Origin of the sequence: Rathayibacter sp. AY1A7 (assembly GCF_002930845.1) — a bacterium.
Classification (GTDB): domain Bacteria; phylum Actinomycetota; class Actinomycetes; order Actinomycetales; family Microbacteriaceae; genus Rathayibacter.
On record NZ_PSTL01000019.1, the window covers coordinates 12549 to 36792 of the forward strand.

The window sequence follows — 24244 nt, forward strand, 5'->3', positions numbered from 1 at the left end:
TGCGCGCGACGATGCGCTCCGCCCGGCCGAGCCCCCGTACGGTGGCACGATGAGCCGCCAGAGCGAACTGTACGACCGCGTCGCGCACGAGTCGTCCGCGCAGGTGATCCGCCGCTACTCCACCTCCTTCGGGCTGGCCACTCGCCTGCTCGCCCCGGGCGTCCGCGAGCGGGTGGAGGACGTCTACGCCCTCGTGCGCGTCGCCGACGAGATCGTCGACGGCGTCGCCGCGGAGGCCCGTCTCGACCGGGCCGCGGTGGAGGAGTCCCTCGACGCCTTCGAGGCCGAGACCGAGCGCGCGCTCGCCTCCGGCTACAGCTCCAACCTCGTGATCCACGCCTTCGCGCGGACCGCGCGGGCGACCGGATTCGGCACCGAGCTCACCCGGCCGTTCTTCGCGTCGATGCGCGCCGACCTCCGCGAGACCGAGCACACCCCCGAGTCCTTCGAGGCCTACGTCTACGGCTCCGCCGAGGTCGTCGGGCTGATGTGCCTGCACGTGTTCCTCGCGGCGCCGGACGCGGGGCTCGTCTCCGAGGCCGCCCGCGCGCGGCTCGTGGCCGGAGCGCGCCGCCTGGGCGCCGCGTTCCAGAAGGTCAACTTCCTCCGCGATCTCGCCGCCGACGTCGACGGCCTCGGCCGCAGCTACTTCCCCGGAGTCGACCCGCGGGCGTTCTCCGAGCGCGACAAGGCCTCGCTGCTCGCCGACCTCGACGACGACCTCGCCGAGGCCGCAGCCATCGTGCCCGAGCTCCCGCGCTCGAGCCGGCGCGCGGTCCTGCTGGCCCACTCCCTCTTCGCCGCCCTGGCCGACCGGATCCGCGCGACGCCCGCCGAGGAGCTCCTCCGCGCCCGCGTCAGCGTGCCCACGGCCGCCAAGGCGGCGCTCGCGGCGAAGGCGGCCGTGTCGACGCTCGGCCCGCGCCTGGGCCCCGGCCCCGTCCGCGCGACCCGCTCGAGGACCGGCCCGCACCGCGCCGTCGTCATCGGCGGGGGGATCGGCGGACTCGCCTCCGCCGCGCTGCTCGCGCGCGACGGCTACGACGTGACCCTCCTGGAGGCGCGCGAGGCCGTCGGCGGCCGCGCCGGCTCGTGGGAGCACGAGGGCTTCCGCTTCGACACCGGTCCCTCCTGGTATCTGATGCCCGAGGTGTTCGACCACTTCTTCCGCCTGATGGGCACGAGCGCCGAGGAGCGCCTCGACCTCGTCACGCTCGACCCCGGCTACCGGGTCTACAGCGAGGGCGTCGACGAGCCGATCGACGTGCTCGCCGACCTCGAGTCGAACCTCGCGCTCTTCGAGAGCATCGAGCCCGGAGCGGGCGAGCGGATGCGCGCGTACCTCGACTCCGCGCGCGACACCTACGAGATGGCCAAGCGCCGCTTCCTCTACACGAGCTTCTCGTCCTTCCTCCCGCTGCTGCGCCGCGACGTGCTCAGCCGGACCGGGAGGCTCGGCCGCCTGCTGCTCACGCCGCTCGACACGTTCGCGGCGGCGGCGGTCACCGACAACCGGCTGCGCCAGATCCTCGGCTATCCGGCCGTCTTCCTCGGCTCCTCGCCGTTCGCCGCGCCGAGCATGTACCACCTGATGAGCCACCTCGACCTCGCCGACGGCGTGCTCTACCCGATGGGCGGATTCACGAAGCTGATCGAGGCCGTCGCCGACGTCGCCGAGGAGGCCGGCGTCACCGTCCGCACGTCCTCGCCCGCGACGCGGATCCTCACCGCCCGCTCGCCCCGCGGCCGACGCCGCGGCGCCGAGGTCGTCGGAGTCGAGTTCACGGGCCCCGACGGCACGGAGCGGATCCCCGCCGACCTGGTCGTCAACGCCTCCGACCTCTTCACCACCGAGCAGTCGCTCCTCCCCGAGGAGCTGCGGACCTACCCGCCCGCCTACTGGGAGAAGCGCGAGCCCGGCCCGAGCGCCGTCCTCGTCCTCCTGGGCGTGCGCGGGGAGCTGCCCGAGCTCGAGCACCACACCCTGCTCTTCACGAAGGACTGGCGCGACAACTTCGACAAGATCTTCGGCGAGCACCCGACCGTCCCCGATCCCGCGTCGATCTACGTCTGCCGCCCGAGCGCGACCGACGCGAGCACGGCTCCGGAGGGGCACGAGAACCTGTTCGTGCTCGTGCCGATCCCGGCCGACACCTCGATCGGCCACGGCGGAGTCGACGGCGCGGGCGATGCGCGCGTCGAGGGCATCGCCGACCAGGCCATCGCGCAGATCGCGTCCTGGACCGGCGCGACCGACCTGGCCGAGCGGATCGTCGTCCGCCGCACCATCGGCCCGGCCGACTTCGAGAGCGACCTCGGCGCCTGGCGCGGCTCGATGCTCGGACCGGCCCACGTCCTCTCGCAGAGCGCCTTCTTCCGTGCCGGGAACGTCAGCAGGCACGTCGACGGACTGCTCTTCGCCGGCAGCTCCACGATCCCCGGCATCGGCCTGCCGATGTGCATCATCAGCGCCGAGGTCATGCTCAAGCGCGTGCGCGGCGACGTGTCGACCGAGCCGCTGCCCGTGCGGGAGGCGCCGTCGGCTCCGGTCGCGCCCGTCGCCGTGAAGGAGTAGGCGTGGGGATCCTCTACCTGCTCGCGCTCCTCGTCTCGATCACCGGGATGATCGTGCTCGACCGCCGCTTCCGGCTGTTCTTCTGGGCGGACGCGCGACGCGCGGCGATCGTGCTGCCCGCGGGAGTCGCGTTCTTCCTGGTCTGGGACCTCGTGGGGATCGGCCTGGGCGTCTTCTTCCGCGGTGAGACCTCCTACATGACCGGCCTGCAGATCGCGCCGGAGCTCCCGGTCGAGGAGGTCCTCTTCCTCACTCTGCTCTGCTACCTGACGATGGACGTGCACGGCTTCCTCTCGCAGCGGGTCGCCCGGCGGGCGGAGGCGCGCGCGTGACCTACCTCCTCCTCAACGCCGTGTTCCTCGCGGTTGTGCTGGTGCTGCTGCTGCTCGCGCTGCGCCGACGCGTCCTGCGCCTGCCCGCCGTCCTCGGCACCCTCACCGTGCTGCTGGTGATGACCGCCGTGTTCGACAACATCATGATCGGAGTGGGCCTGCTGGTCGCCTACGACGACGACCTGATCTCGGGCATCCGGATCGGTGTCGCTCCGATCGAGGACTTCGCCTACGCGATCGCCGCGGCCCTCGCCCTCCCGGCGCTCTGGGTGCTCCTGCCCTCGCGTCGTCGGAGCGAGCCGTGAACCGGCTGCGCGCGCTGTTCGTCTCGAGCCGCCCGCTGAGCTGGGTCAACACCGCCTACCCGTTCGCGGCGGCGTACCTGCTGACCACCCGCGAGATCGACCTCGCCTTCGTGCTCGGCACGATCTACTTCCTCATCCCCTACAACCTCGCGATGTACGGGATCAACGACGTCTTCGACTACGAGTCCGACCTGCGGAACCCCCGCAAGGGCGGCGTCGAGGGCGCCGTGCTCGACCGGAGCGAGCACCGAGCGACGCTCATCGCGGCGGTGGCCACGAACGTGCCGTTCCTGGTGGCGCTCGTGCTGCTCGGGTCCCCGGTCTCGTGGCTGGTCCTCGCGATCAGCGTCTTCGCCGTGATCGCCTACAGTGCGCCGGGGCTCCGCTTCAAGGAGCGCCCGTTCGTCGACTCGCTGACCTCGGCGACCCACTTCGTCAGCCCGGCCGTCTACGGGATCGCCCTCGCGGGCACCGTGGTCACCGGACCTCTGGTGGCGCTCCTCGTGGCGTTCTTCCTCTGGGGGATCGCGAGCCACGCCTTCGGCGCGGTGCAGGACATCCTGGCCGACCGCGCGGGCGGCATCGGCTCGATCGCGACCGTGATCGGAGCGAAGGCGACCACGCGCTTCGCCATCGCCGCCTACGTCGCGAGCGGCCTGCTCCTGCTCCTGCTGCCCTGGCCGGGGACCCTCGCGGCGATCCTCGCGGTGCCGTACGCGGTGAGCATCTGGCCGTACCGGTCGCTCGAGGACGCCGAGGCGGAGCGGGCGAACGCGGGCTGGAAGCGCTTCCTCGCGCTGAACTTCCTGACCGGCTTCCTCGTCACGCTCCTGCTGATCGTGTTCTGGATCGCCACGGTCTGATCCGCGTCCGGCGGCGCGCGGGGAGGGGCCTCGCCCGCGTCTCCGCGGGCCGGGCCCCGTCAGTCCCGGCGGGCGGGCGGCGCGACCCGCGGCTCCGGCACGACGGGGGCGGTGGCCGGCGGGCGGCGCACCGGCAGGAGCAGCACCAGTCCGACGGCGAGGACGAGGACGAGCCCGAGGATGCCCCAGTACTGCACGTTCGCCTCGCCGCTGCCCGAGACGGCCGCGGCGATCGAGACGGCGGCTGCGAAGGCGGCGGGCGCGAGGAACGAGGCCGCCCGCCCGGTGGTCGCGTAGAGGCCGAAGATCTCGCCCTCGCGTCCCTCCGGGATGAGGCGGGCCAGGTAGCTGCGGCTCGCCGACTGCGCCGGGCCGACGAACAGGCACAGCAGCAGGCCGAAGATCCAGAACACCGTGCTCCCCCCGTCGTGCAGGACGAAGACGGCGGTGCCGCAGACGACCAGGCCGATGAGCGAGGCGACGATCACGGCCTTGGGGCCGATGCGGTCGTCGAGCGCGCCGACCGAGATGGTCGCCACTCCGGCCACGACGTTCGCGGCGATGGCGAAGAGGATCACCTCGCCGGCGTCGAAGCCGAAGGTGCCCTGCGCCAGCACGCCGCCGAAGGTGAAGACCCCGGTGAGCCCGTCGCGGAACACCGCGCTGGCGATGAGGAAGGCCACGGTGCTGCGGCTCTCGCGCCAGAGGGCGGCGACCTGCGCGAAGAGCGCGCGGTAGGAGGCGATCACGCCGACGCGCTCCGCCCGGCTCGCCTGTGCCGGCGTCTCCGGCACCGCGACCAGCACCGGGAGGGCGAAGACGGCGAACCACACGCCGGCGACCAGGATCGAGACGCGCACGTCGAGGCCGTCGTCCCCCGTCACTCCGAAGAGCCCGACCTCGGGCGAGATGAAGCCGAAGTACACGATCAGCAGCAGGACGATCCCGCCGACGTAGCCCATGCCCCACCCGAAGCCGGAGACGCGGCCGATGGTCGCCCGGGTCGAGACCTGGAGGAGCATCGCGTTGTAGTTGACGCTCGCGAACTCGAAGAAGACCGTGCCGACCGCGAGCAGTCCGAGTCCCAGCCAGAGGAGGGCCGGGTCGGGGCGCACGAGGAACATCAGCAGGATGCAGAGGACGACGACGGCGGAGTGAATCCCGAGCCAGAGCCGGCGGCGCCCGCCGAGGTCGGCCCGGCGGCCGGTGATCGGCGCGATGACGGCGACGACCACGCCGGCGGCGGCGAGGGACCAGCCGAGCGCGGCCGAGACTCCGCTCGAGGTGCCGAAGAGCCCGTCGGTGGTCAGGTAGACGGTGAAGACGAAGGTGGTCACCACCGCGTTGAAGGCCGATCCGCCCCAGTCCCACAGGCCCCAGGCGAGGACGGGCCAGCGGCCGGTGCGCGTCGTCATGGGCCCACCGTAGGGGGAGGAGGTGAACGGCCGGAAGCGGCGGGACCCGTGAGTCTGAGAGTTGAGCCGATGCGACTCAACTTCTCGCGTCCGGACTTGACGCGAGACGACGGATGCGTAAACTTGAGCGTGCGGGGCTCAACTCCCGCAGAGGATTCCGCACCACCCGTCAACTGACCGGCAGCCGCCCGCGCGACGCCGATCGCGAAGGAGAACAACGCATATGTCCCGTGCCGTAGGCATCGACCTGGGAACCACCAACTCTGTCGTGGCCGTCCTCGAGGGAGGCGAGCCCACCGTCATCGCCAACGCCGAGGGCTTCCGCACCACGCCGTCCGTCGTGGCGTTCACCAAGGACGGGGAGGTGCTCGTCGGCGAGACCGCGAAGCGCCAGGCCGTCACCAACGTCGACCGCACCATCGCGTCGGTCAAGCGCCACATGGGCACCGACTGGACCTTCGGCGTGGAGGACAAGAAGTACACCCCGCAGGAGATCTCGGCCCGCATCCTGGGCAAGCTCAAGCGCGACGCGGAGCAGTACCTGGGCGACAAGGTGACCGACGCGGTCATCACCGTCCCGGCCTACTTCAACGACGCCGAGCGCCAGGCGACCAAGGACGCCGGCGAGATCGCCGGCCTCAACGTCCTGCGCATCATCAACGAGCCCACCGCGGCCGCGCTGGCCTACGGCCTCGACAAGGGCAAGGAGGACGAGCTCATCCTCGTCTTCGACCTCGGCGGCGGAACGTTCGACGTCTCCCTCCTCGAGGTGGGCAAGGACGACGACTTCTCGACCATCCAGGTCCGCGCGACCTCGGGCGACAACCGCCTCGGCGGCGACGACTGGGACCAGCGCGTCGTCGACCACCTGGTCAAGCGCTTCAAGGACTCGACCGGCGTCGACGTCTCGAAGGACAAGATCGCTCGCCAGCGCCTCAAGGAGGCCGCGGAGCAGGCGAAGAAGGAGCTCTCCTCGAGCACCTCGACCAGCATCCAGCTGCCCTACCTCTCGCTCACCGAGAACGGCCCGGCGAACCTCGACGAGACGCTCACCCGCGCCAAGTTCGAGGAGCTCACCAGCGACCTGATCGAGCGCACCCGCAAGCCCTTCACCGACGTCATCGCCGAGGCGGGCGTCAAGGTCGAGGACATCGCTCACGTGGTCCTCGTCGGCGGCTCGACCCGCATGCCGGCCGTGGCCGAGCTCGTCAAGAAGCTCACCGGCGGCAAGGAGCCCAACAAGGGCGTCAACCCGGACGAGGTCGTCGCCGTCGGCGCCGCGCTGCAGGCCGGCGTCCTCAAGGGCGAGCGCAAGGACGTCCTCCTGATCGACGTGACCCCGCTCTCGCTGGGCATCGAGACCAAGGGCGGGATCATGACCAAGCTGATCGAGCGCAACACCGCGATCCCGACCAAGAGGTCCGAGACCTTCACCACGGCCGACGACAACCAGCCGTCCGTCGCGATCCAGGTCTTCCAGGGCGAGCGCGAGTTCACCCGCGACAACAAGAACCTGGGCACGTTCGAGCTGACCGGCATCGCGCCGGCCCCGCGCGGCATCCCGCAGGTCGAGGTCACCTTCGACATCGACGCCAACGGCATCGTCCACGTGTCCGCGAAGGACAAGGGCACCGGCAAGGAGCAGTCGATGACGATCACGGGCGGCTCGTCGCTGCCCAAGGACGACATCGACCGCATGGTCCGCGAGGCCGAGGAGCACGCCGCCGAGGACAAGGCCCGCCGCGAGGCGGCCGAGATCCGCAACAACGCCGAGACCCTGGCGTACTCGATCGACAAGCTGATCAAGGACAACGAGGACAAGCTGCCCGAGGACGTCAAGTCCGAGGTGCAGGGAGACGTCGACGCGCTGAAGACCGCGCTCGCCGGCGACGACGACGCGGCCGTCAAGACCGCGTTCGACGCCCTCAACGCCTCGCAGACCAAGATCGGCCAGGCGATCTACTCCCAGGACCAGGCCGCGCAGAGCGCCCCCGCGGACGCTCCGGCCGACGGTGACAAGAAGGACGACGAGGACATCGTCGACGCCGAGGTCATCGACGAGGACGAGCCGAAGGACACGAAGTAGCCATGGCAGCCGAGAACGAGCCCCAGGACCTCCCCGAGGAGCAGCCGGCCACCGGCGGCGAGGCGGGAGCCGAGGCGGCGCAGGACGCCCAGGACCAGGAGGGCCTCATCGAGGCCGAGGGGCCCGACGTCGAGACCAGCCTCTCGGACGCCGACCTCTCGTTCCTCTCGGGACAGTCCAGCGCCGAGACGCTCGCGGCCGAGCACCTCGCCGACCTCCAGCGGGTGACCGCGGAGTACGCGAACTACCGCAAGCGCACCGAGGCCAACCGCCAGGTCGACAAGGAGCGGGCGATCGGCGACGCGGTGAAGGTCATCCTCCCCGTGCTCGACGACCTCGACCGCGCCGAGAAGCACGGCGACCTCGCCGAGGGCGGGCCCTTCACGGCCATCGCGCAGAAGCTGCGCGGCGGAGTGGAGAAGCTCGGCCTGGTGAAGACCGGCGCCGTGGGCGACCTGTTCGACCCGAACATCCACGAGGCGATCTTCCAGCAGCCCACCCCCGGCGCCGAGACCTCCACGGTCGCGGACGTCGTCGAGGCGGGCTACTACCTCGGAGGCTCGCTGCTGCGGGCCGCCAAGGTGGTCGTGGCAGTCCCCGCCGACTGACCCCGCCACCGGCACCACCACCGCGGAGGACCCCGCCCCGCTCGGCAGCACGCTGCCGGACCGGGGCGGGGTCCCTCGCCGCATTCGACACAGGAAGAGGCACATGGCCAGCCAGGATTGGTTCGACAAGGACTTCTACAAGGTCCTCGGCGTGTCCAAGGACGTCTCCGCCGCGGACCTGAAGAAGACCTACCGCAAGCTCGCCCGCCAGTTCCACCCCGACTCCAACCCGGGGGACGCGAAGGCCGAGGCGCGCTTCAAGGAGATCAGCGAGGCGTACACCGTGCTCTCGGACGCCGAGCAGCGCAAGGAGTACGACCAGATCCGCGCCATGGGCGGCGGGGCGCGCTTCACCGCGGGCGGCCAGCCCGGAGGGTTCGACGACGTCTTCGGCGGCATGTTCGGCCAGGGCGGGCGCACCTCCTACAGCACCCAGCAGGGCCCGCCGCCGGGCTTCGAGGACATCCTCGGCGGCATGTTCGGCGGCGGAGGCAGCCGCTTCGGCCAGCCCAGCGGCGGCTACCGCGGCTTCGGCGGCCCGCAGAAGGGCGCCGACGTCACCGCCAGCACCACCATCGACTTCCGCACCGCGACCCGGGGCGACACCGTCCAGCTGCAGACCGGCGACGGGCGCACCCTCTCGGTGCGCATCCCCGCCGGCGTGGCCGACGACCAGAAGATCCGCGTCCGCGGCAAGGGCCGCCCCAGCCCGGACGGCGGCGATCCCGGCGACCTGGTGCTCACCGTCTCGGTGCGCAAGCATCCGGTGTTCGAGCGCGACGGGCTGAACCTGCGCGTGACGGTGCCCGTGACCTTCGTCGAGGCGGTCTTCGGCGCGACGATCGAGGTGCCGACCCTCGGCGGCGAGCCCGTCAAGCTCCGGGTCGCCGCAGGCACCCCGAGCGGCCGCGTCCTGCGCGTCAAGGGCCGCGGCGTCACGACTCCCAAGGGCACGGGCGACCTGCTCGCCGTCCTGCAGGTCGCCGTCCCGAGCCACCTGTCCGCCGCCGCCCGTGAGGCCCTCGAGGCCTACGCCGCCGCCGAGCCGGACGAGGACCCGCGCGAGGACATCCTGGAGAAGGCCCGCTACTAGCACCGGATCGGCGCAACCGGTCGGAGGAGGAGACATGGACGAGAACACGCCCGTCTTCGCGATCGCCGTCGCCGCCGATCTGGCGGCGATGCACCCGCAGACCCTGCGGCAGTACGACCGGCTCGGGCTCGTGAGCCCGACCCGCACCGCGGGCAAGTCGCGCCGCTACTCGATGCGCGACGTGGTGCAGCTGCGCGAGGTCGCCCGGCTCTCCTCCGAGGGCGTCTCGCTCGAGGGCATCGCGCGCATCCTGCAGCTCGAGAATCAGGTGCAGTCGCTCTCGCAGCGGGTGCGCGAGCTGGAGTCGGCCCTCGCCGACGAGCTCCTCAACCGGCCGGGCCGCCGCGTGTTCGCCGCCGGACTCGAGGGGGACGTGGTCACTCTGCGCCACGGCACGCGCGCGCAGCGCCGGACCGAGCTGGTCGTCTGGCGCCCCGCGCCACGATCAGGGGCCACCGACGACGCCGCGCCCTGAACGAGGGGTAGCCTGACCGGGCGCCGCCCCGTCACCGCGGCGCCCGTCGCTCCGCTCGGGGCGGAGAGCAGGAGGACCGCCGTGGACCACGACAGCAGCACCCCGCGCGACGAGCGCGACGCCCGCCGGGAGCAGGCCGCCCAGGAGCAGGCCCCCCAGGAGCAGGCGTCGGACGCCTCGCGACAAGAGCGGGCCCTGGACTCCACGCGCGCGTCCCGCCGGACGCCGGTCGTCCCCGACAACGGGGTCTCCCGCGAGTCCTACGCGATCCACGCCGCCCGCAGCGACCTCCCCCTCTTCTCGGCGGCGCTGAACGTCGGCCGCGACGACTCCGGCTGGCTGTCGTCGCTCTCGAGCACCCTCGCCGGACCCACCGGGCCGGTCGGCTCCCCGGACTCGGCCGCCGAGACGGCGCAGGCCGCGCTCGACCGCCGCACCCGCCGTCGGAGCGACGAGTCCGACTCCTGAGCCGCGGCTCCGGCTAGTCGCGCAGGCGCGTCGCGGCCATCCGGGCGTCGACCAGGCGGCCGCCGCTGAGGCGGGCGAGGATCACGGAGCCGAACGGCAGCGCGCGCACGAGGGGCAGGCCCTCGACCCGCTCCTCGTCCGTGTAGCCGAGGAGGACGTACATCCCGACCACGGCGATCGCGGCGATCGTCGCGACCCGCGCCGGGATCTGGTCCATCGTGCCGCCTCCGCCGTCGACCGGCTCGGCGAGCGTGACGCACATGAGGAAGATCGACGCGTATACCGCCAGGTGCACGTGGGAGCGGCTCCACGGGCGCGCGAGCGCGGCGATCGGCAGGATCCAGAGGGCGTACCAGGGGTGGATGGCAGTCGACGCCGTCACGAACGCGAGCAGCGCACCGGACAGGCGGGCGAGCGGATCGATGGAGCGCCGCGACAGCATGAGGCGCGCAGCGATCAGGCCGGCGAGCCCGAGCGCGAGGATCTTGACCACGGCGATCGCCGCGGCGGGGTCGTGACCGGTGAACTCGACGGCGCGGGAGACCGCGACCGTGACGAACGACATCGGCGCGTACCAGTGCAGGATCGAGCCGGGCACGACCATCGCCGCGACCCAGCCGACCCCGACGCCCGCGAGCAGCCCGACGGCGACCACGAGGCCGAGCGCTCCGGCGCCCGTCCAGAGCCAGCCGCGGGTGCGCTCGCGCCACGTCGCGTCGTGGCGCAGCCACAGGAGCGCGAGCACGGGGAGCGCGATCACGGCGATCGGCTTGATCGCGATCGCTCCGGCCATCAGCACGACGGCGGCGATGCGCCGGTCGGTCTGGGCGTAGTAGAGCGACGCGAGGATGAGCGCCAGCATCACGGAGTCGTTGTGGCCGGCGACGACGAAGAGCACGAGGGTCAGCGGGTTGGCGACGATCGTCCAGGCGGTGAGCGGGACCGAGAGGCCGCGCAGGCGCGCCAGGCGGAGCGCGTAGACGGCCATGACGGCCACGCCCGCGACCGACACGGCGCGGAGCATCGCGATCGAGAGCTCCGGTGCGCTGTAGCCCGCGAACTGCACGGCGGTGCGCTCGATCAGGAGGTAGAGGGGCCCGTAGGGCGTGGGCGTGTCGGCCCAGAGCGGGTCGACGCCGAGGTCGAACCAGCCCGGGAGCGTCGCGACGCCGTGGGTGTAGGGGTCGATGCCCTGGGTCATCAGGCGACCCTGCGCCACGTAGGAGAACATGTCGTGGCTGAACAGCGGCACCGTCACGAGGAGCGGAGCGGTCCAGGCGAGGGCCGCCACCACGATGGTGCGGACGGAGCCGGGGCCCGCCGCGAGAGCGACCGTGCGCAGGCGGAGCCACGCGATCAGCAGCAGCATCCCGCCGCCCACGACGAGGGCGCCGCTGGACTCGGTGAGCCAGCCCGTGGCGCGGATCGAGGCGACGAGAGGCCAGTCGCGGATGGGCGAGCCGGCGGGCAGGTAGCCCACGCCGAGCGAGCCGAGGAGGATCGCGATCGAGCCCAGCAGGCCCGTCGCCAGCGGTGCGGCCTCCATGAAGCGGAGCCGCGGTCGGCGCTGCCGTCCCGTTGCCCGGGCCGTGTCCGGCCGCTCGATCGTCCCCCGTGAAGCCATCGGAGCCACGCTAAAGGATGGGACTCCGAAGTGCATGGACGGCCGGTGAACGGTTGATCAGTCGGCGCTCAGGTTGTACAAGGACCCGCACGCGCACCGATCAGGGCAGGCGCGGCACCGGGGCCGGCTCCGCGAAGCGCAGCTGGTTGCCGAACGGATCGATCACGTCGAGCGCGAAGCCGAACGGCGTGCGGGTGATCCGCGGGTTGAGGTAGGGGTACGCCTTCGCGTCGAGCTCGGCGTGCAGCTCGCGGACACCGCGGAGGGCGACGTGCACCGCGGCGCCGGGACTGCCGTCGCGGTGGTGCTCGCTGAGGTGCAGGCGGAGCCCCGAGCGCGACACCTGCAGGTAGAGGGGGGCGTCGAGCGCGGCGCGGTGCTCCCAGTCCACCTCGAAGCCGAGGTAGTCGACGTAGAACTCGCCCGCCTTGGCGACCGAGAAGATCCGCAGGATCGGCACGGCCGCCTCCAGTCGCACCGGCTCGAGCCGGTCCGGCTCCTCCGCGCTCGACCGGTCCCGTGCACGCCGTCTCGTCTCCACGCCACGAGGCTAGCCGCCCCGCGGTCGGCCCGGCGCCGGAGGGTCAGTCGACGAGATCGAGACCGCGCAGCAGCCGGAGGGTCTCGACCCCGGCGGGCGGGCAGCGGCCCGCATCGGAGCCGTCGACCCAGTGCAGCGAGTCGATCTCGCCGCTCGGGCGCGCCTCGCGGTCGAGCTCGGCGGCGAAGACGCTCATGTGGACCTCCCGCCCCTCCGGCTCGCCGTGCGCCTGGGTGCGGACGGTGAACAGGGGCTCGAGGCCGAGCGCGACGGCGCCGAGCTCCTCGCGGGCCTCGCGGGCCGCCGCCTCGATCCCGCTCTCGCCCTCGTCGACCTTGCCGCCGGGGAGGTAGAGGACGTCGCGGCCCCGCGCCGTGACCATCAGGACGCGCCGGTCGCGGAGGACGGCGACGGCGGACACGACGATCGGCGGGAGGGTGCTCATCCGCTCATCATGCCCGCCGCGGGCGGACCGTCGCGGCGCCCCCGCGGCTACCATGGGGGCACACCAGAAGGACGCGCGCAGCCGGCGCGCGCCGGGGCCCCGTGCGCCCGAACAGCTGAGGAGCAACCCGTGGCAGAACCCACCACCCTCGACAAAGTCATCACCCTCGCGCAGCACAGGGGATTCGTCTTCCCCTCGGGTGAGATCTACGGGGGCACCCGCTCCGCGTGGGACTACGGGCCGCTCGGTGTGGAGTTCAAGGAGAACATCAAGCGCCAGTGGTGGAAGACCTTCGTGCAGGGCCGGGGCGACGTCGTCGGCCTGGACTCCGCGGTCATCCTGCCCACGGCGATCTGGCACGCCTCGGGACACGTCGGCGTCTTCTCGGACCCGCTGACCGAGTCGCTGATCACCCACAAGCGCTACCGAGCCGACCACCTCTTCGAGAAGTACGAGGAGGTCAACGGCCACCCGCCCGTGAACGGCCTCGCCGACATCCCGGACCCGGAGCACCCCGACAAGGTCGGCCAGTGGACCGAGATCAAGCAGTTCTCGGGCCTGATGAAGACCTACCTCGGCGTCGTCGACGACGAGTCGGGGCTTCACTACCTGCGTCCCGAAACCGCCCAGGGCATCTTCACCAACTTCGCGAACGTGCTGCAGAGCGCCCGTCGCAAGCCGCCCTTCGGCATCGGCCAGATCGGCAAGGCGTTCCGCAACGAGATCACCCCCGGCAACTTCATCTTCCGCACCCGCGAGTTCGAGCAGATGGAGCTCGAGTTCTTCGTCGAGCCCGGCACGGACGAGGAGTGGCAGGAGACCTGGATGCAGCTCGCCTGGGACTGGTTCGTCGGGCTCGGGATGAACCCCGAGAACATCCGGCAGTACGAGCACCCGAAGGACAAGCTCTCCCACTACTCCAAGCGCACCGTCGACATCGAGTACCGCTTCAGCTTCGCCTCGGGCGAGTGGGGCGAGCTGATGGGAGTCGCGAACCGCACCGACTACGACCTCAAGACGCACATCGAGCACTCGGGCAAGGACCTCTCGTTCTTCGACCAGAACAAGAACGAGCGCTACGTGCCGTTCGTGATCGAGCCGTCGTTCGGCCTCACCCGCGCACTCATGGCGTTCCTCGTCGACGCCTACGAGGAGCAGGAGCTGCCGCCGAACGCCAAGGGCAAGGTCGAGACGCGGACCGTGCTGCACCTCGACCCGCGCCTGGCGCCGGTGAAGGTGGCCGTGCTGCCGCTCTCGCGCAATGAGGCCCTCTCGCCGCTCGCGCGCCGCGTCGCCGACCAGCTGCGCCAGCTCTGGAACGTCGACTTCGACGACTCCGGAGCGATCGGCCGCCGCTACCGCCGCCAGGACGAGATCGGCACCCCGTACTGCGTGACCGTCGACTTCGACTCGCTCGAGGACGACGCCGTGACCGTCCGCGACCGCGACACGATGAAGCAGGAGCGCATCCCGCTCGAGCAGCTCGAGTCGTACCTCTTCACCGGGCTCCGCGGGGCCTGACGCTCCTCCCGGGACTCCGCCGACCGGACGGGTCGGCGGCGTCCCGCCGGGCGCGGACCAGCCGGCCCTGCGGTCAGCGCTCGCGGGCGAGCAGGGCGAAGACGAGGGTCGAGGTCCACTCGCCCTTGCAGAACTCGTCCTCCCGGTGGTGCGCCTCGAGGCGCATCCCGAGGCGCTCGCAGAGGCGGGCGGACGCGGTGTTCCGAGCGTCGAGCTGCGCGATCACGCGGTGCGCGCCGAGGGTGTCGAACGCGAGGTCGAGCAGCGCTCGGGCGGCCTCGGTCGCGTAGCCGCGCCCCTGCGCCTCCGGGTGCAGCACCCAGCCGATCTCGACCGCCTCCTGCTCGACGGACGTCGCGATGAGCGTGAGGTCGCCGATCATCCGCCCGGCGAGGACGCCCTCCCGGGGGACGATCGCCAGCACGGCCACGTCGCCGTCAGCGGCGAGCCGTGTCGAGGGGAGGCGGCGCTGCAGGTGCGCCCGCGACTCCTCGGGGGTGCGCACCGGCCAGCGGAGGAACCGGACGGCGTCGGCGTCGCCCTGGTAGCGCGCGTGGTCCTCGGCGTCCTCCGGTCCGAGGGGACGCAGGAGCAGGCGCTCGGTGAGCAGCGGCGCGGAGCGCAGCGGCTCCGCGTCGAAGGGGAGCCGGAGGCTCACGCGGTGGCGGCGTCAGAGTCGGGGCGCGCGGCGGCGGGCTCGGCCGGGACCTCGATGCCGAAGAGCGCCTCGAGCCCGGTGAGGTACGCCTCCTGCGCTCCGGCGCGCGCGTAGTCGCGGGCGCGGACGCTCGGGGTGTGCAGCAGCACGCCGGCGAGGTGGCGGAGCGCCTGCTCGGTGCGGCCGTCCTCGTCGCCGCGCGAGCGGGCCCGCTCGATCTCGGCGTCGAGCGCGTCGAACACGTGGGCGCGCAGGGCGACGACGGCCGGAGTGAGGCTCTTCTCGTCGGCGACGTCCGAGAACTTCCGGGCCGCCTTGTCGACGAGCGCGCGCGCCTGCTGCGACGCGTCGAGCACATCGAGAGGCGCGTGCAGGCTGATCGTCTCGAGGTCGAGGAGCTCGACGCCGGCGACCGAGGTGACGTCGGAGGCGACGTTGCGCGGCAGGCCCAGGTCGATCACGAGCTGGCGCTCGCGGGAGAAGCCCTGGAGGCGCCCGGCGGCGAGCAGGGCGGCGTCGAGCACCGGCTCCTGGGTCGTGGTGCAGGTGATGACGATGTCGGCCGAGACCGCCTCGAGCGCGAGATCGGCGGCGGCGATGGGCCGGAGCGAGCGGCGGGCGGCGAAGCCCTCGGCGCGGCCGGAGGGGGAGTGCACGGCGATGTCCACCACTCCGCGGTCGCGCAGGGCCGCGACGGTCGCCCGCGCGTAGCTGCCGGTGCCGACGAGGAGGACGCGGGCGGCCCGCCAGTCGGTGACGCGGCTCGCGGCGAGGTCGAGCGCGAGGCGCACGATCGAGCGGCCGGCGCTGCCGAGGCCGGTGCGGTTCTTGATGCCGCGCGAGGTCTGCGAGGCGCGCTGGAACAGCCGCTCGAGCTCGGAGGAGGTGGTGCCGAGGCGGCGCGCCTCCTCGAGGGACCGGCGGACCTGGCCCGCGATCTCGCCCTCGCCGACCACGACGGACTCGAGCCCGCTGGAGACGGCGAAGAGGTGCTCGGCCACCCGGTCGCCCGAGACGACGTCGACGCTCCCGCGCAGCTCGTCCTGCTCGACGCCGGTCGCGGCGCTGACGGCGGCGGTGGCGGCCTCGACGGCGACGGCCTGCGCGGCGGTCAGCGGCTCGTCGATGTCGAGGTAGGCCTCGAATCGGTTGCAGGTCGCGACGACGACGGCTCCGGAGACGAAGTCGATCCCCTCGGAGAGGGCCGCGGTCACGGCGGAGGAGTCGACGGAGAGCTTCTCGAGGAGATCGAAGCTGGCGTTCTTGTGCGACGCCGTCAGACACAGAAGCACCACGTCAGTCTACGCGCGCTCTGCGGGGCGGGGTCCCCGGACTGGGGAGGAATGCACGGATGCGCCTGGAATAATGTCGCGGTGACCTCCCCCACCGACGGCCTGCTCGATCCGCTGCACCCCCTCTCCGCCGGCCGCACGGCCGACTCGCTGCTCCTGCGCGCCTACCGCTCCGAGCGGGGCGAGAGGACGCCCGTCTGGTTCATGCGACAGGCCGGCCGCAGCCTCCCGGAGTACCGGGCCCTGCGCACCGACACGAAGATGCTCGACGCCTGCCTCGACCCGGCGCTGGCGAGCGAGATCACCCTGCAGCCGGTGCGGCGCCACGGAGTGGACGCGGCCATCTTCTTCAGCGACATCGTGATCCCGCTGCGGCTCGCGGGCGTCGGCGTCGACATCGTCCCCGGGCGCGGTCCGGTGCTCGAGAAGCCGGTGCACACGGCCGCCGACGTCGCCGAGCTCGCCTCGATCGACCCGTCCGTGCTCGACGAGACGCTCGAGCCCATCCGCGAGGGCGTGCGCCGTACCGTCGCGGGCCTCGGCGACACCCCGCTCATCGGCTTCGCCGGCGCTCCCTTCACCCTGGCCGCCTACCTGGTGGAGGGCGGCCCGTCCAAGGACCACCTGCGCGCGCGGACGATGATGCACGCCGACCCCGCCGCCTGGGCCCAGCTGATGGAGTGGACCGCCGAGGTCACCGGCCGCTTCCTCCGCGCGCAGGTGCTCGCCGGGGCCAGCGCCGCGCAGCTCTTCGACTCCTGGGCCGGGGCGCTCTCGCTCTCGGACTACACGACCCACGTCGCTCCCGCATCCGCGCGCGCCCTCGTCCACGTGCGCGACCTGGCGTTCGACCACGGGGAGACGCGCCGCAACGTCCCGATCGTGCACTTCGGCGTCGGCACCGGCGAGCTGCTCGGAGCGATGCACGGCATCGGCGCCGACGTGGTGGGCGTCGACTACCGGATCCCGCTCGACGAGGCCAACCACCGCCTCGGCGGCTTCGTGCCGGTGCAGGGCAACGTCGACCCGGCGCTGCTGACCGCGCCGTGGGAGGTCCTCGAGGCCCACGTCGACGACGTGCTCCGCCGGGGCCTGAGCGCCCCCGCGCACGTGCTCAACCTCGGCCACGGCGTGCCGCCCGAGACCGACCCCGACGTGCTCACGCGCCTCGTCGCGTTCGTGCACGCCTGGCGGCCGTGAGCGAGGAGCGCCCCCGCGACGCGGCGTCGTACGACGTCGCCGTCGTCGGCGGCGGAGTGGCGGGGCTCGCCGCCGCCGCGGAGTGCCTGCGGATCGGCCTGCGCGTCGTGGTGCTCGAGGCGGGGGAGCGGGTCGGCGGCTCCGTCTCTCCGCTCGCCCTGGCCGGAGCCGCGCTCGACGCGGGCGCCGAGAGCTTCGCCACCCGCGGCGGCCACGTCGAGCGGGCGCTCGCCGCGCTGACCCTCGACGGCGTCCCGCTCGCCGAGTCGATCGTCGAGCCCCGGACGCACGGCTCGTGGCTGCACCTCTCGGGCGGCCGCTCCGTGCCGTCGCCCCGGGCCGGCATCCTCGGCATCCCCGGCACGCCGCTCGCCCCCGACGTCGTGCGGGCGATCGGCCGCCGCGGCGCCTGGCGCGCCTGGCTCGACACCCTGATGCCGGTGCTGCGCATCGGCCGCGCGCACTCCCTCGCCGAGCTGGTGCGCACCCGGATGGGCGAGCGCGTGCTCGAGGACCTGGTCGCGCCGGTCGTCTCCGGCGTCTACTCGAGCCGGCCGGACGACATCGACGTCGACCTGGCCGCACCCGGACTGAACGGCGCGCTCACCCGCGCGGGCTCCCTCGCCCGGGCCGTGGCCGCCCTCCGCGCGAACCTCCCGGCCGGAGTCGCGGTCCGCGGGCTCGAAGGCGGGATGCACCGCCTGGTCGCCGCGCTGGTCCAGCGGATCGACTACCTCTCCGGCGAGATCCGCACCGGCGCCTCCGTGCAGCGGCTCGAGGGCTCCGACGGGGACTTCGTCCTGACCCTCGCCGACGGCGCTCTGAGCGCCCGAGCGGTGATCGTCTCGACGCCGGAGCGCGACGCCCGGGCGCTGCTCGCCGGCCTCGCTCCCGCCGTCGCGGAGCGCGCCGACGAGGCGCCCCACGACTCCGTCGAGCTGGTGACCCTGGTCCTCGACGACGCCCGCCTGGACGCAGCCCCCCGCGGCTCCGGCGTGCTCGTGGCGCCCACCGCCACCGACGTCACGGCCAAGGCGATCACGCACGCGACCGCGAAGTGGGACTGGCTGGCCGCCTCCCTCCCTCCCGGCCGCCACGTGCTGCGCCTCTCCTACGGGCGCCCGGGCGAGCGCCCGCCGCTCGAGGGGCGCACCGATGCCGAGGCGGCCGCGATCGCCCTGCTCGACGCCTCGACGCTGCTCGGACTCGCCCTCGATCCGGCCTCGCTCGTCGACGCCGCCCGGGTGCGCTGGGCCAACGTCCGGCCCGCCGCGGCGCTGGGCCGCCGCGCGCACCTGGAGGCGTTCCGCGAGGCGCTCCTCCCGATCGAGGGAGTCGCCGTGACCGGCACCTGGATCGCGGGCACGGGCCTCGCCTCGGTGCTCCCGCACGCCGCCGAGACGGCCGCCCTTATCCGGCGCCGACTGGTGCGTCAAGGAGTCGGGCTGCCGAGCGACGCCCGCGACGCCGACGGCTACTCTTAGGCCCAGGCATCCGCGCGAGCGTGCGGCGTGCCCCGGCACGAGTGGTCACCGACCGCGTGGACGATCGCGAGAGCGACCCAGGACGAGGAGTAGGCGTGAAGGGCAAGATTCTTTTCGTGGCAGGAGCCGCAGCCGGGTACGTGCTGGGAGCACGTGCCGGCCGGAAGCGGTACGAGCAGATCGCCTCGGCGGCAGGCCGCTTCTGGCGGACCCAGCCGGTGCAGGACGTCGCGGGCGCCGTCGGCGGTGCCGCGAAGACCCAGCTGAGCAGCGTCTCGGACAAGGCGTACGAGGTCGTGCGCTCGGTGGTCGTCAAGGCCGTGTCCGGCGGCAGGAAGGCCCAGGGAGCGAGCGACGCGGAGGCGTCGGCCGCCGCCCGCAAGGCGGCCTCGAAGGTCGACGAGGCCGCGGCGTCGGCCGGCTCCGGCGGGTCGACGACGTCCACCTCCACCAGCAGGGCCTAGTGCTCATCCCTCCGGCCGTGCCAGGCGCGCGCCGGCCGGCACGTCCGACCCTCGAGGAGCTCCCGTGGTGAACGAACGCAATCCCAAGAACGCCCGATCACTGGGAGAGCTGGTCAGCGACCTGCCCGGCCTCGTGATCGAGCTCGTCAAGGCCGAGGTCGCCTCGCTGAAGAACGAGCTGGCGGGCAAGGCGAAGAGCGCGGGTCTGGCCGTCGGCCTGTTCGCGGTCGCGGCCTTCCTCCTCCTGACCGCGTGGGCGACGCTGGTCGCCTTCGCGATCATCGGCATCGCCTCCTGGCTTCCGGCCTGGCTGTCGGCGCTGATCGTGACGGTCTTCTTCCTCCTGGTGGCCGTGATCCTCGCCCTCGTCGGCGTGCGCACCATCAAGAAGGCCGTGCCGCCGGTGCCGCAGGACTCGATCGACAGCATCAAGAAGGACGTCCAGGCGTTCAAGGGAGTGGGCAGCTATGACAACTGAGCGATCCGTCAGCAGCACCACGCCCCGCTTCGTCGACCCGGCGGAGCTGAAGCCCGGCCAGCTGAAGGCCGACATCGAGCGCGCTCGCTCCGAGCTCGCCGCGACCCTCGACGCGATCGAGTACAAGGTCAACGTGCCGCGCAAGGTGCGTACCGCCCAGCGGACGATCGAGCGCAAGCTCCAGGTCGTGCGCCGCCAGAACCCCTCCGCGCTGATCGCCGGAGCGGTCGGCGCCGCCGCCGCCGTGGGCCTCGTCGTCTGGGGCGTCGCGAAGCAGATCATCGAGGACTGAGTGCCGGAGGGCCCGGGGCGCTAGCGTCCCGGGCCCTCCGGCGCCAGAGCCCCCGCCGCTTTTGTGCATCGGCACGAGCGGAGGGATGATGGATCAATGACCGATCAGACCGCCGGCACGGCGGGTCCCGTTCAGTCCGCCCCCGACACGAGCGCCGCCGCTCCGGCGCCGCAGCCCCCCGCCGATCAGGATCACTCCGATCAGGCCCTGGGATACACGCTCTGGGCGGTTCTCCGCAGGGATCCCGCACGTCCGTTCACCCTCTCCAGCGACGCCGTGGATCCCGCGGTGAAGCAGTACGAGCACCTCGTCGCCCAGCTCGAGAGCGAGGGCGTGACCGTCCGCGGCACCTACGACGTCTCGGCCCTGCGCGCGGACGCCGACATCATGCTGTGGCTCACGGGCCCGGCGCCCGAGGAGCTGCAGCGGGCCTACCGCGAGCTGCGGCGCACGGAGCTGCTGGTCGGCCTCCTGCCGACGTGGAACGCGATGGGCGTGCACCGCGACGCCGAGTTCAGCTCGAACCACCTCCCCGCCTACATGCGCGGGAAGGCGCCGGCCCGCTGGCTCACGGTCTACCCCTTCGTCCGCTCCTACGAGTGGTACATCCTCCCCGAGGAGGAGCGCCGGGCGATGCTCGCCCAGCACGGGCGCCAGGGCTCGCGGTTCCGCTCCGTCCTGACCAACACGGTCGCCTCGTTCTCGCTCGGCGACTACGAGTGGATCCTCGCCCTCGAGGACGAGGAGCTCGTCAACCTCGTCGACCTCATGCGCGACCTGCGCGCCACCGAGGCCCGCCGCCACGTGCGCGAGGAAGTCCCCTTCTACACAGGCCGGCGCATCGACGCCGACCAGATCGCCGAGGTGCTCCGATGAGCGACACGACCAGCGAGCCGATCCTCGTCCGCGGGGCCACCCCCGCGGCGGCGTCCGGCCCCGAGCACGTCGAGGTCCCCGTGGCCTACGACGCGATCCTCCTCGCCGGCTTCGGCGGGCCCGAGGGTCAGGACGACGTCATCCCGTTCCTCCGCAACGTCACCCGGGGCCGCGGCATCCCGGAGGAGCGCCTCGAGGAGGTCGCCCACCACTACCGCCACTTCGGCGGCGTCAGCCCGATCAACGCGCAGAACCGCGCGTTGAAGAAGGCGCTCGAGGCCGAGCTCGCGAACCGCGGCATCGACCTCCCCGTGCTCTGGGGCAACCGCAACTGGGCGCCCTACATGAGCGAGGCCGTCGCCGAGGCGAAGGAGCGCGGGTTCACCAACCTGCTCGCCATCGCCACCAGCGCGTACTCCTCCTTCTCGTCCTGCAGGCAGTACCGCGAGGACTACGCGGCGGCGCTCGACGCGACCGGCCTCGAGGGCGAGCTGCGGATCGACAAGGTGCGCCAGTTCTTCGACCACCCCGGCTTCGTGATGCCGTTCATCAAGGCCGTCCACAACGGGCTCGACGAGCTGCGCGAGCGGATGCCCGACCTCGATGTCACGTCCGAGGTGGAGGTGCTGTTCTCGACGCACTCGATCCCCATGGCCGACGCCGAGCGCAGCGGACCCCACGAGCGCCACGACGACGGCACCGTCGTCGACGTGCACGAGTTCGGACCGGGCGGCGCCTACGAGGCGCAGCACCTCGCCGTCGCCGAGGTCGTCATGGCCGCCGCCACGGACGAGGACGTGCCCTGGCAGCTGGTCTACCAGTCGCGCTCCGGCCCGCCCACCCAGCCCTGGCTCGAGCCGGACATCAACGACGCCATCGCGGAGCTGCCGGCCCGCGGCCGCCGCGCGCTGCTGATCGTCCCGCTCGGCTTCGTGTCCGACCACATGGAGGTCATGTGGGACCTCGACAACGAGGCCCTCGAGACCTCGGAGGAGCACGGACTCGTCGCGCTCCGCGTCGCGACCCCCGGCACGGACCCGGTCTACGTCTCCGGCCTGATCGACCTGGTCCTCGAGCGCGTCAACGGCGTGCCGACGGAGGACCGGCTCTCGATGACGGCGCTCGGCCCCTGGTACGACGTCTGCCGCCCCGGCTGCTGCGAGAACGTGCGAGCGGGGTTCAAGCCCGCCCTGGCGGGAGTCGCACCGTGATGAGGAGTCGTCTGTCGTGAGCATCAGAGTCGGCACCCGCGCGAGCGCGCTCGCGGTGGCGCAGACCCGGATGACGGCCGATCTGATGTCGGCCGCCGCGGGGGTCCCCGTGGAGCTGGTGCGCATCGAGTCGGACGGCGACCGCATGCGCGGCTCGCTCGCCTCCCTCGGCGGCACCGGCGTGTTCGTCAGCGCCCTGCGCGACGCGCTGCTCGCCGGGCGCTGCGATGCGATCGTGCACTCGCTGAAGGACCTGCCCACCGCTGCGGTGGAGGGCCTGCTGCTCGGAGCGGTCCCCGAGCGGGAGGACCCGCGCGACGCGCTCTGCGCCCGCGACGGGCTCACCCTGGCGACCCTGCCGGTCGGAGCCCGCGTGGGCACGGGCTCGCCCCGCCGGCGCGCGGCGCTGCTGGCCGCCCGTCCGGACCTCGAGATCGTGGACATCCGCGGCAACATCGACACCCGGCTCCGGAGGGTGCTGCCCGGCAGCGACTCGCCGCTGGACGCGATCGTGCTCGCCCTGTCCGGCCTGCGCCGCCTCGGCCGGGTCGACGCGATCACCGAGGTGCTCGGCTTCGACGTCTCCCCGCACGCCCCCGGTCAGGGAGCGCTGGCCATCGAGGTGCGCGACGAGGAGCCGTCGGAGGAGCTTCGCGCCGCTCTCGCAGCGGTCGAGCACGTGCCGACCCGCGCGGCGATCACGGCCGAGCGGTCGCTCCTCGCCTCCCTCGAGGCCGGGTGCGCCGCTCCGATCGGGGCCTCCGCGGTCGTCGAGGAGGACCGCGTCGTCCTGCACGGCGTGGTCTTCGCCGTCGACGGCGCGGCGTCCCTCGCACGGGAGGTCGCGGAGCCGGTCGATAACGGTTCGGTCGGCGGTGGTCGACACCGGGCGGATCCGCAGTATGGTGGTCGCGAACTGCCCGTCGTCGAAGCCGCGTTCCGTTGCGGCTCTCTGCTCGCTGACGCGCTTCTCGGTGCGGGTGCCGCCGAACTCGCACCCCTGGGAGCCCCTTCGTGATCGTCCCCGCCGCCTACTCCCAGTGGGAGAAGCCGTTGCAGGGGTGGCGCATCCTCGTCCCCCGCGGAGGCCCGTGGGGGGACGGTGTCGCCGCCGCTCTCCGTGCCAAGGGAGCCTCGCCCGTCGTCGCTCCGATGATCAATTTCGCGCCGACCGACGACTTCCCGGCGCTCGAGCAGGCCCTCGCCGACCTCGAGGCCGGCGCCTTCGACTGGATGACCGTCACGAGCGCCACCACGGTCGACGTCCTGTCCCTCCTGCGCACCACCGTGCCCGCGAGCACCAAGGTGGCGGCGGTCGGCGAGACCACGGCGGCCGCGCTCGTCGCCGCCGGGTACTCCGTCGACCTCGTCCCCTCCGAGGACAACTCCGCCCGCGGCCTCCTGGCCGAGTGGGAGGAGGCCACCGGCGGCCGACACCCCCTGCGCGTGCTGACGCTGCGGTCCGAGATCGCCAAGCCGCTGCTCACCGAGGGCCTCACCCGCATCGGGCACGACGTGCGCTCCGTGGTCGCCTACCGCACGGTCGGCGTCCCGGTGGAGGAGCGCGTCGTGGCGGATGTCGCCGGCGGAGCCGTGCACGCGATCCTCGTCACCTCGGGCAGCGTGGCGGAGCAGGTCCAGAAGCAGCTCGGCCCGGTGCCCGAGTCGATCCTCGTCGCCGCGATCGGGCCGCAGACCGCGAAGGACGCCCGCGCCTTCGGCCTGCGCGTCGACGTCGTCGCCGACGAGCGCTCGGCCTCCTCCCTCATCGACGCGGTCGCCGCCGTCGCCACGGAGCGCGCTCCCCGCTGAGCCGCCTCTCCGGCGCGACGTCGGCCGGGAGGGGCGGGCCTCGCCCCACAGGCCGGGGACCCGCCTCTCGGCTGACGTCCTGCGTCCGGAGCACCTCCACGGGGTGGGGCGTCCGCGCTCCCGGGG

At 72.8% G+C, this 24244-nt stretch carries 25 protein-coding genes; 19 read left to right on the forward strand and 6 right to left on the reverse strand.

From position 1 onward, the window contains the following. Nucleotides 1-49 precede the first annotated feature (49 nt). The 4 genes from crtI to C5B95_RS13545 are packed head-to-tail and all read left to right on the forward strand — an operon-like array spanning nt 50 to nt 4075. The gene (gene crtI / locus C5B95_RS13530) at nt 50-2575 is read left to right on the forward strand and encodes a phytoene desaturase family protein (protein WP_104349397.1); all 2526 of its coding nucleotides are present in this window, start codon (nt 50-52) and stop codon (nt 2573-2575) included. A 2-nt stretch (nt 2576-2577) separates the two neighbouring features. After that, entirely contained in the window at nt 2578-2907 is a 330-nt protein-coding gene (locus C5B95_RS13535; protein ID WP_104349398.1) for a lycopene cyclase domain-containing protein, read from the forward strand. After that, nucleotides 2904-3212: a lycopene cyclase domain-containing protein gene (locus C5B95_RS13540; protein ID WP_104349399.1), complete on the forward strand. Its 309-nt coding sequence runs from the start codon at nt 2904-2906 to the stop codon at nt 3210-3212. Before C5B95_RS13535 ends, C5B95_RS13540 begins: the two co-directional genes overlap by 4 nt. Continuing rightward, on the forward strand, nt 3209-4075 hold the full coding sequence (locus C5B95_RS13545; protein WP_104222892.1) for a prenyltransferase: 867 nt from the start codon (nt 3209-3211) through the stop codon (nt 4073-4075). The genes C5B95_RS13540 and C5B95_RS13545 overlap by 4 nt, the downstream gene beginning before the upstream one ends. 59 nt (nt 4076-4134) lie before the next feature. On the opposite strand, the gene C5B95_RS13550 is transcribed toward C5B95_RS13545, so the two are convergent. Next, the gene (locus C5B95_RS13550) at nt 4135-5490 is read right to left on the reverse strand and encodes an MFS transporter (protein ID WP_104349400.1); all 1356 of its coding nucleotides are present in this window, start codon (nt 5488-5490) and stop codon (nt 4135-4137) included. Between the two features lie 223 nt (nt 5491-5713). On the opposite strand from C5B95_RS13550, the gene dnaK reads away from it, so the two are divergent. The 5 genes from dnaK (at nt 5714) to C5B95_RS13575 (ending at nt 10220) form a co-directional block, all read left to right on the forward strand. Beyond that, on the forward strand, nt 5714-7576 hold the full coding sequence (gene dnaK, locus C5B95_RS13555; RefSeq protein WP_104222890.1) for a molecular chaperone DnaK: 1863 nt from the start codon (nt 5714-5716) through the stop codon (nt 7574-7576). 2 nt (nt 7577-7578) lie between these two features. After that, a complete protein-coding gene (locus C5B95_RS13560; protein ID WP_104222889.1) occupies nt 7579-8184 on the forward strand; it encodes a nucleotide exchange factor GrpE in 606 nt (201 codons plus the stop codon). Nucleotides 8185-8287: 103 nt separating this feature from the next. Continuing rightward, on the forward strand, nt 8288-9277 hold the full coding sequence (locus C5B95_RS13565) for a DnaJ C-terminal domain-containing protein (protein WP_104222888.1): 990 nt from the start codon (nt 8288-8290) through the stop codon (nt 9275-9277). 34 nt (nt 9278-9311) lie between these two features. Continuing rightward, nucleotides 9312-9752 carry a heat shock protein transcriptional repressor HspR gene (locus C5B95_RS13570; RefSeq protein WP_104349401.1) on the forward strand — a complete coding sequence of 147 codons (441 nt, stop codon included), beginning with the start codon at nt 9312-9314 and terminating at the stop codon, nt 9750-9752. Between the two features lie 81 nt (nt 9753-9833). Next, a complete protein-coding gene (locus tag C5B95_RS13575) occupies nt 9834-10220 on the forward strand; it encodes a hypothetical protein (RefSeq protein WP_104349402.1) in 387 nt (128 codons plus the stop codon). A gap of 13 nt (nt 10221-10233) precedes the next feature. Here C5B95_RS13575 and mptB read toward each other — a convergent pair whose 3' ends face one another. The 3 genes from mptB to C5B95_RS13590 form a co-directional block, all read right to left on the reverse strand. After that, on the reverse strand, nt 10234-11844 hold the full coding sequence (gene mptB / locus C5B95_RS13580; RefSeq protein ID WP_146076612.1) for a polyprenol phosphomannose-dependent alpha 1,6 mannosyltransferase MptB: 1611 nt from the start codon (nt 11842-11844) through the stop codon (nt 10234-10236). A gap of 100 nt (nt 11845-11944) precedes the next feature. Further along, nucleotides 11945-12385, reverse strand: a complete 441-nt coding sequence (locus tag C5B95_RS13585; RefSeq protein WP_208543318.1) for a glyoxalase superfamily protein — start codon at nt 12383-12385, stop codon at nt 11945-11947. Between the two features lie 43 nt (nt 12386-12428). After that, a complete protein-coding gene (locus C5B95_RS13590; protein ID WP_104222884.1) occupies nt 12429-12830 on the reverse strand; it encodes an NUDIX domain-containing protein in 402 nt (133 codons plus the stop codon). A 129-nt stretch (nt 12831-12959) separates the two neighbouring features. Between C5B95_RS13590 and C5B95_RS13595 the strand changes: the two genes are divergently transcribed. Continuing rightward, the gene (locus C5B95_RS13595; RefSeq protein ID WP_104226140.1) at nt 12960-14351 is read left to right on the forward strand and encodes a glycine--tRNA ligase; all 1392 of its coding nucleotides are present in this window, start codon (nt 12960-12962) and stop codon (nt 14349-14351) included. Between the two features lie 73 nt (nt 14352-14424). On the opposite strand, the gene C5B95_RS13600 is transcribed toward C5B95_RS13595, so the two are convergent. Then, on the reverse strand, nt 14425-15009 hold the full coding sequence (locus C5B95_RS13600; protein WP_258059379.1) for a GNAT family N-acetyltransferase: 585 nt from the start codon (nt 15007-15009) through the stop codon (nt 14425-14427). Next, the gene (locus C5B95_RS13605; RefSeq protein ID WP_104349419.1) at nt 15006-16301 is read right to left on the reverse strand and encodes a glutamyl-tRNA reductase; all 1296 of its coding nucleotides are present in this window, start codon (nt 16299-16301) and stop codon (nt 15006-15008) included. Before C5B95_RS13605 ends, C5B95_RS13600 begins: the two co-directional genes overlap by 4 nt. 51 nt (nt 16302-16352) lie before the next feature. Between C5B95_RS13605 and hemE the strand changes: the two genes are divergently transcribed. The 9 genes from hemE to C5B95_RS13650 all read left to right on the forward strand — a co-directional run bounded on the left by hemE (nt 16353) and on the right by C5B95_RS13650 (nt 24118). Further along, a complete protein-coding gene (gene hemE / locus C5B95_RS13610) occupies nt 16353-17501 on the forward strand; it encodes a uroporphyrinogen decarboxylase (protein ID WP_104349404.1) in 1149 nt (382 codons plus the stop codon). Beyond that, complete coding sequence (locus C5B95_RS13615) at nt 17498-18985, forward strand: NAD(P)/FAD-dependent oxidoreductase (protein ID WP_258060009.1); 1488 nt, start codon at nt 17498-17500, stop codon at nt 18983-18985. Before hemE ends, C5B95_RS13615 begins: the two co-directional genes overlap by 4 nt. A 95-nt stretch (nt 18986-19080) precedes the next feature. Further along, nucleotides 19081-19449, forward strand: a complete 369-nt coding sequence (locus C5B95_RS13620) for a hypothetical protein (protein WP_146076613.1) — start codon at nt 19081-19083, stop codon at nt 19447-19449. Between the two features lie 67 nt (nt 19450-19516). Next, nucleotides 19517-19927: a phage holin family protein gene (locus C5B95_RS13625; RefSeq protein WP_244229489.1), complete on the forward strand. Its 411-nt coding sequence runs from the start codon at nt 19517-19519 to the stop codon at nt 19925-19927. Then, complete coding sequence (locus tag C5B95_RS13630) at nt 19917-20219, forward strand: DUF3618 domain-containing protein (protein WP_104222879.1); 303 nt, start codon at nt 19917-19919, stop codon at nt 20217-20219. Before C5B95_RS13625 ends, C5B95_RS13630 begins: the two co-directional genes overlap by 11 nt. A gap of 96 nt (nt 20220-20315) precedes the next feature. Beyond that, nucleotides 20316-21095, forward strand: a complete 780-nt coding sequence (gene hemQ, locus C5B95_RS13635) for a hydrogen peroxide-dependent heme synthase (RefSeq protein ID WP_104222878.1) — start codon at nt 20316-20318, stop codon at nt 21093-21095. Further along, entirely contained in the window at nt 21092-22306 is a 1215-nt protein-coding gene (locus C5B95_RS13640; RefSeq protein ID WP_104349405.1) for a ferrochelatase, read from the forward strand. Before hemQ ends, C5B95_RS13640 begins: the two co-directional genes overlap by 4 nt. A 16-nt stretch (nt 22307-22322) precedes the next feature. Continuing rightward, entirely contained in the window at nt 22323-23324 is a 1002-nt protein-coding gene (gene hemC / locus C5B95_RS13645) for a hydroxymethylbilane synthase (RefSeq protein ID WP_104233089.1), read from the forward strand. Beyond that, nucleotides 23324-24118: a uroporphyrinogen-III synthase gene (locus C5B95_RS13650; protein ID WP_104222950.1), complete on the forward strand. Its 795-nt coding sequence runs from the start codon at nt 23324-23326 to the stop codon at nt 24116-24118. Before hemC ends, C5B95_RS13650 begins: the two co-directional genes overlap by 1 nt. Nucleotides 24119-24244: the final 126 nt, after the last annotated feature.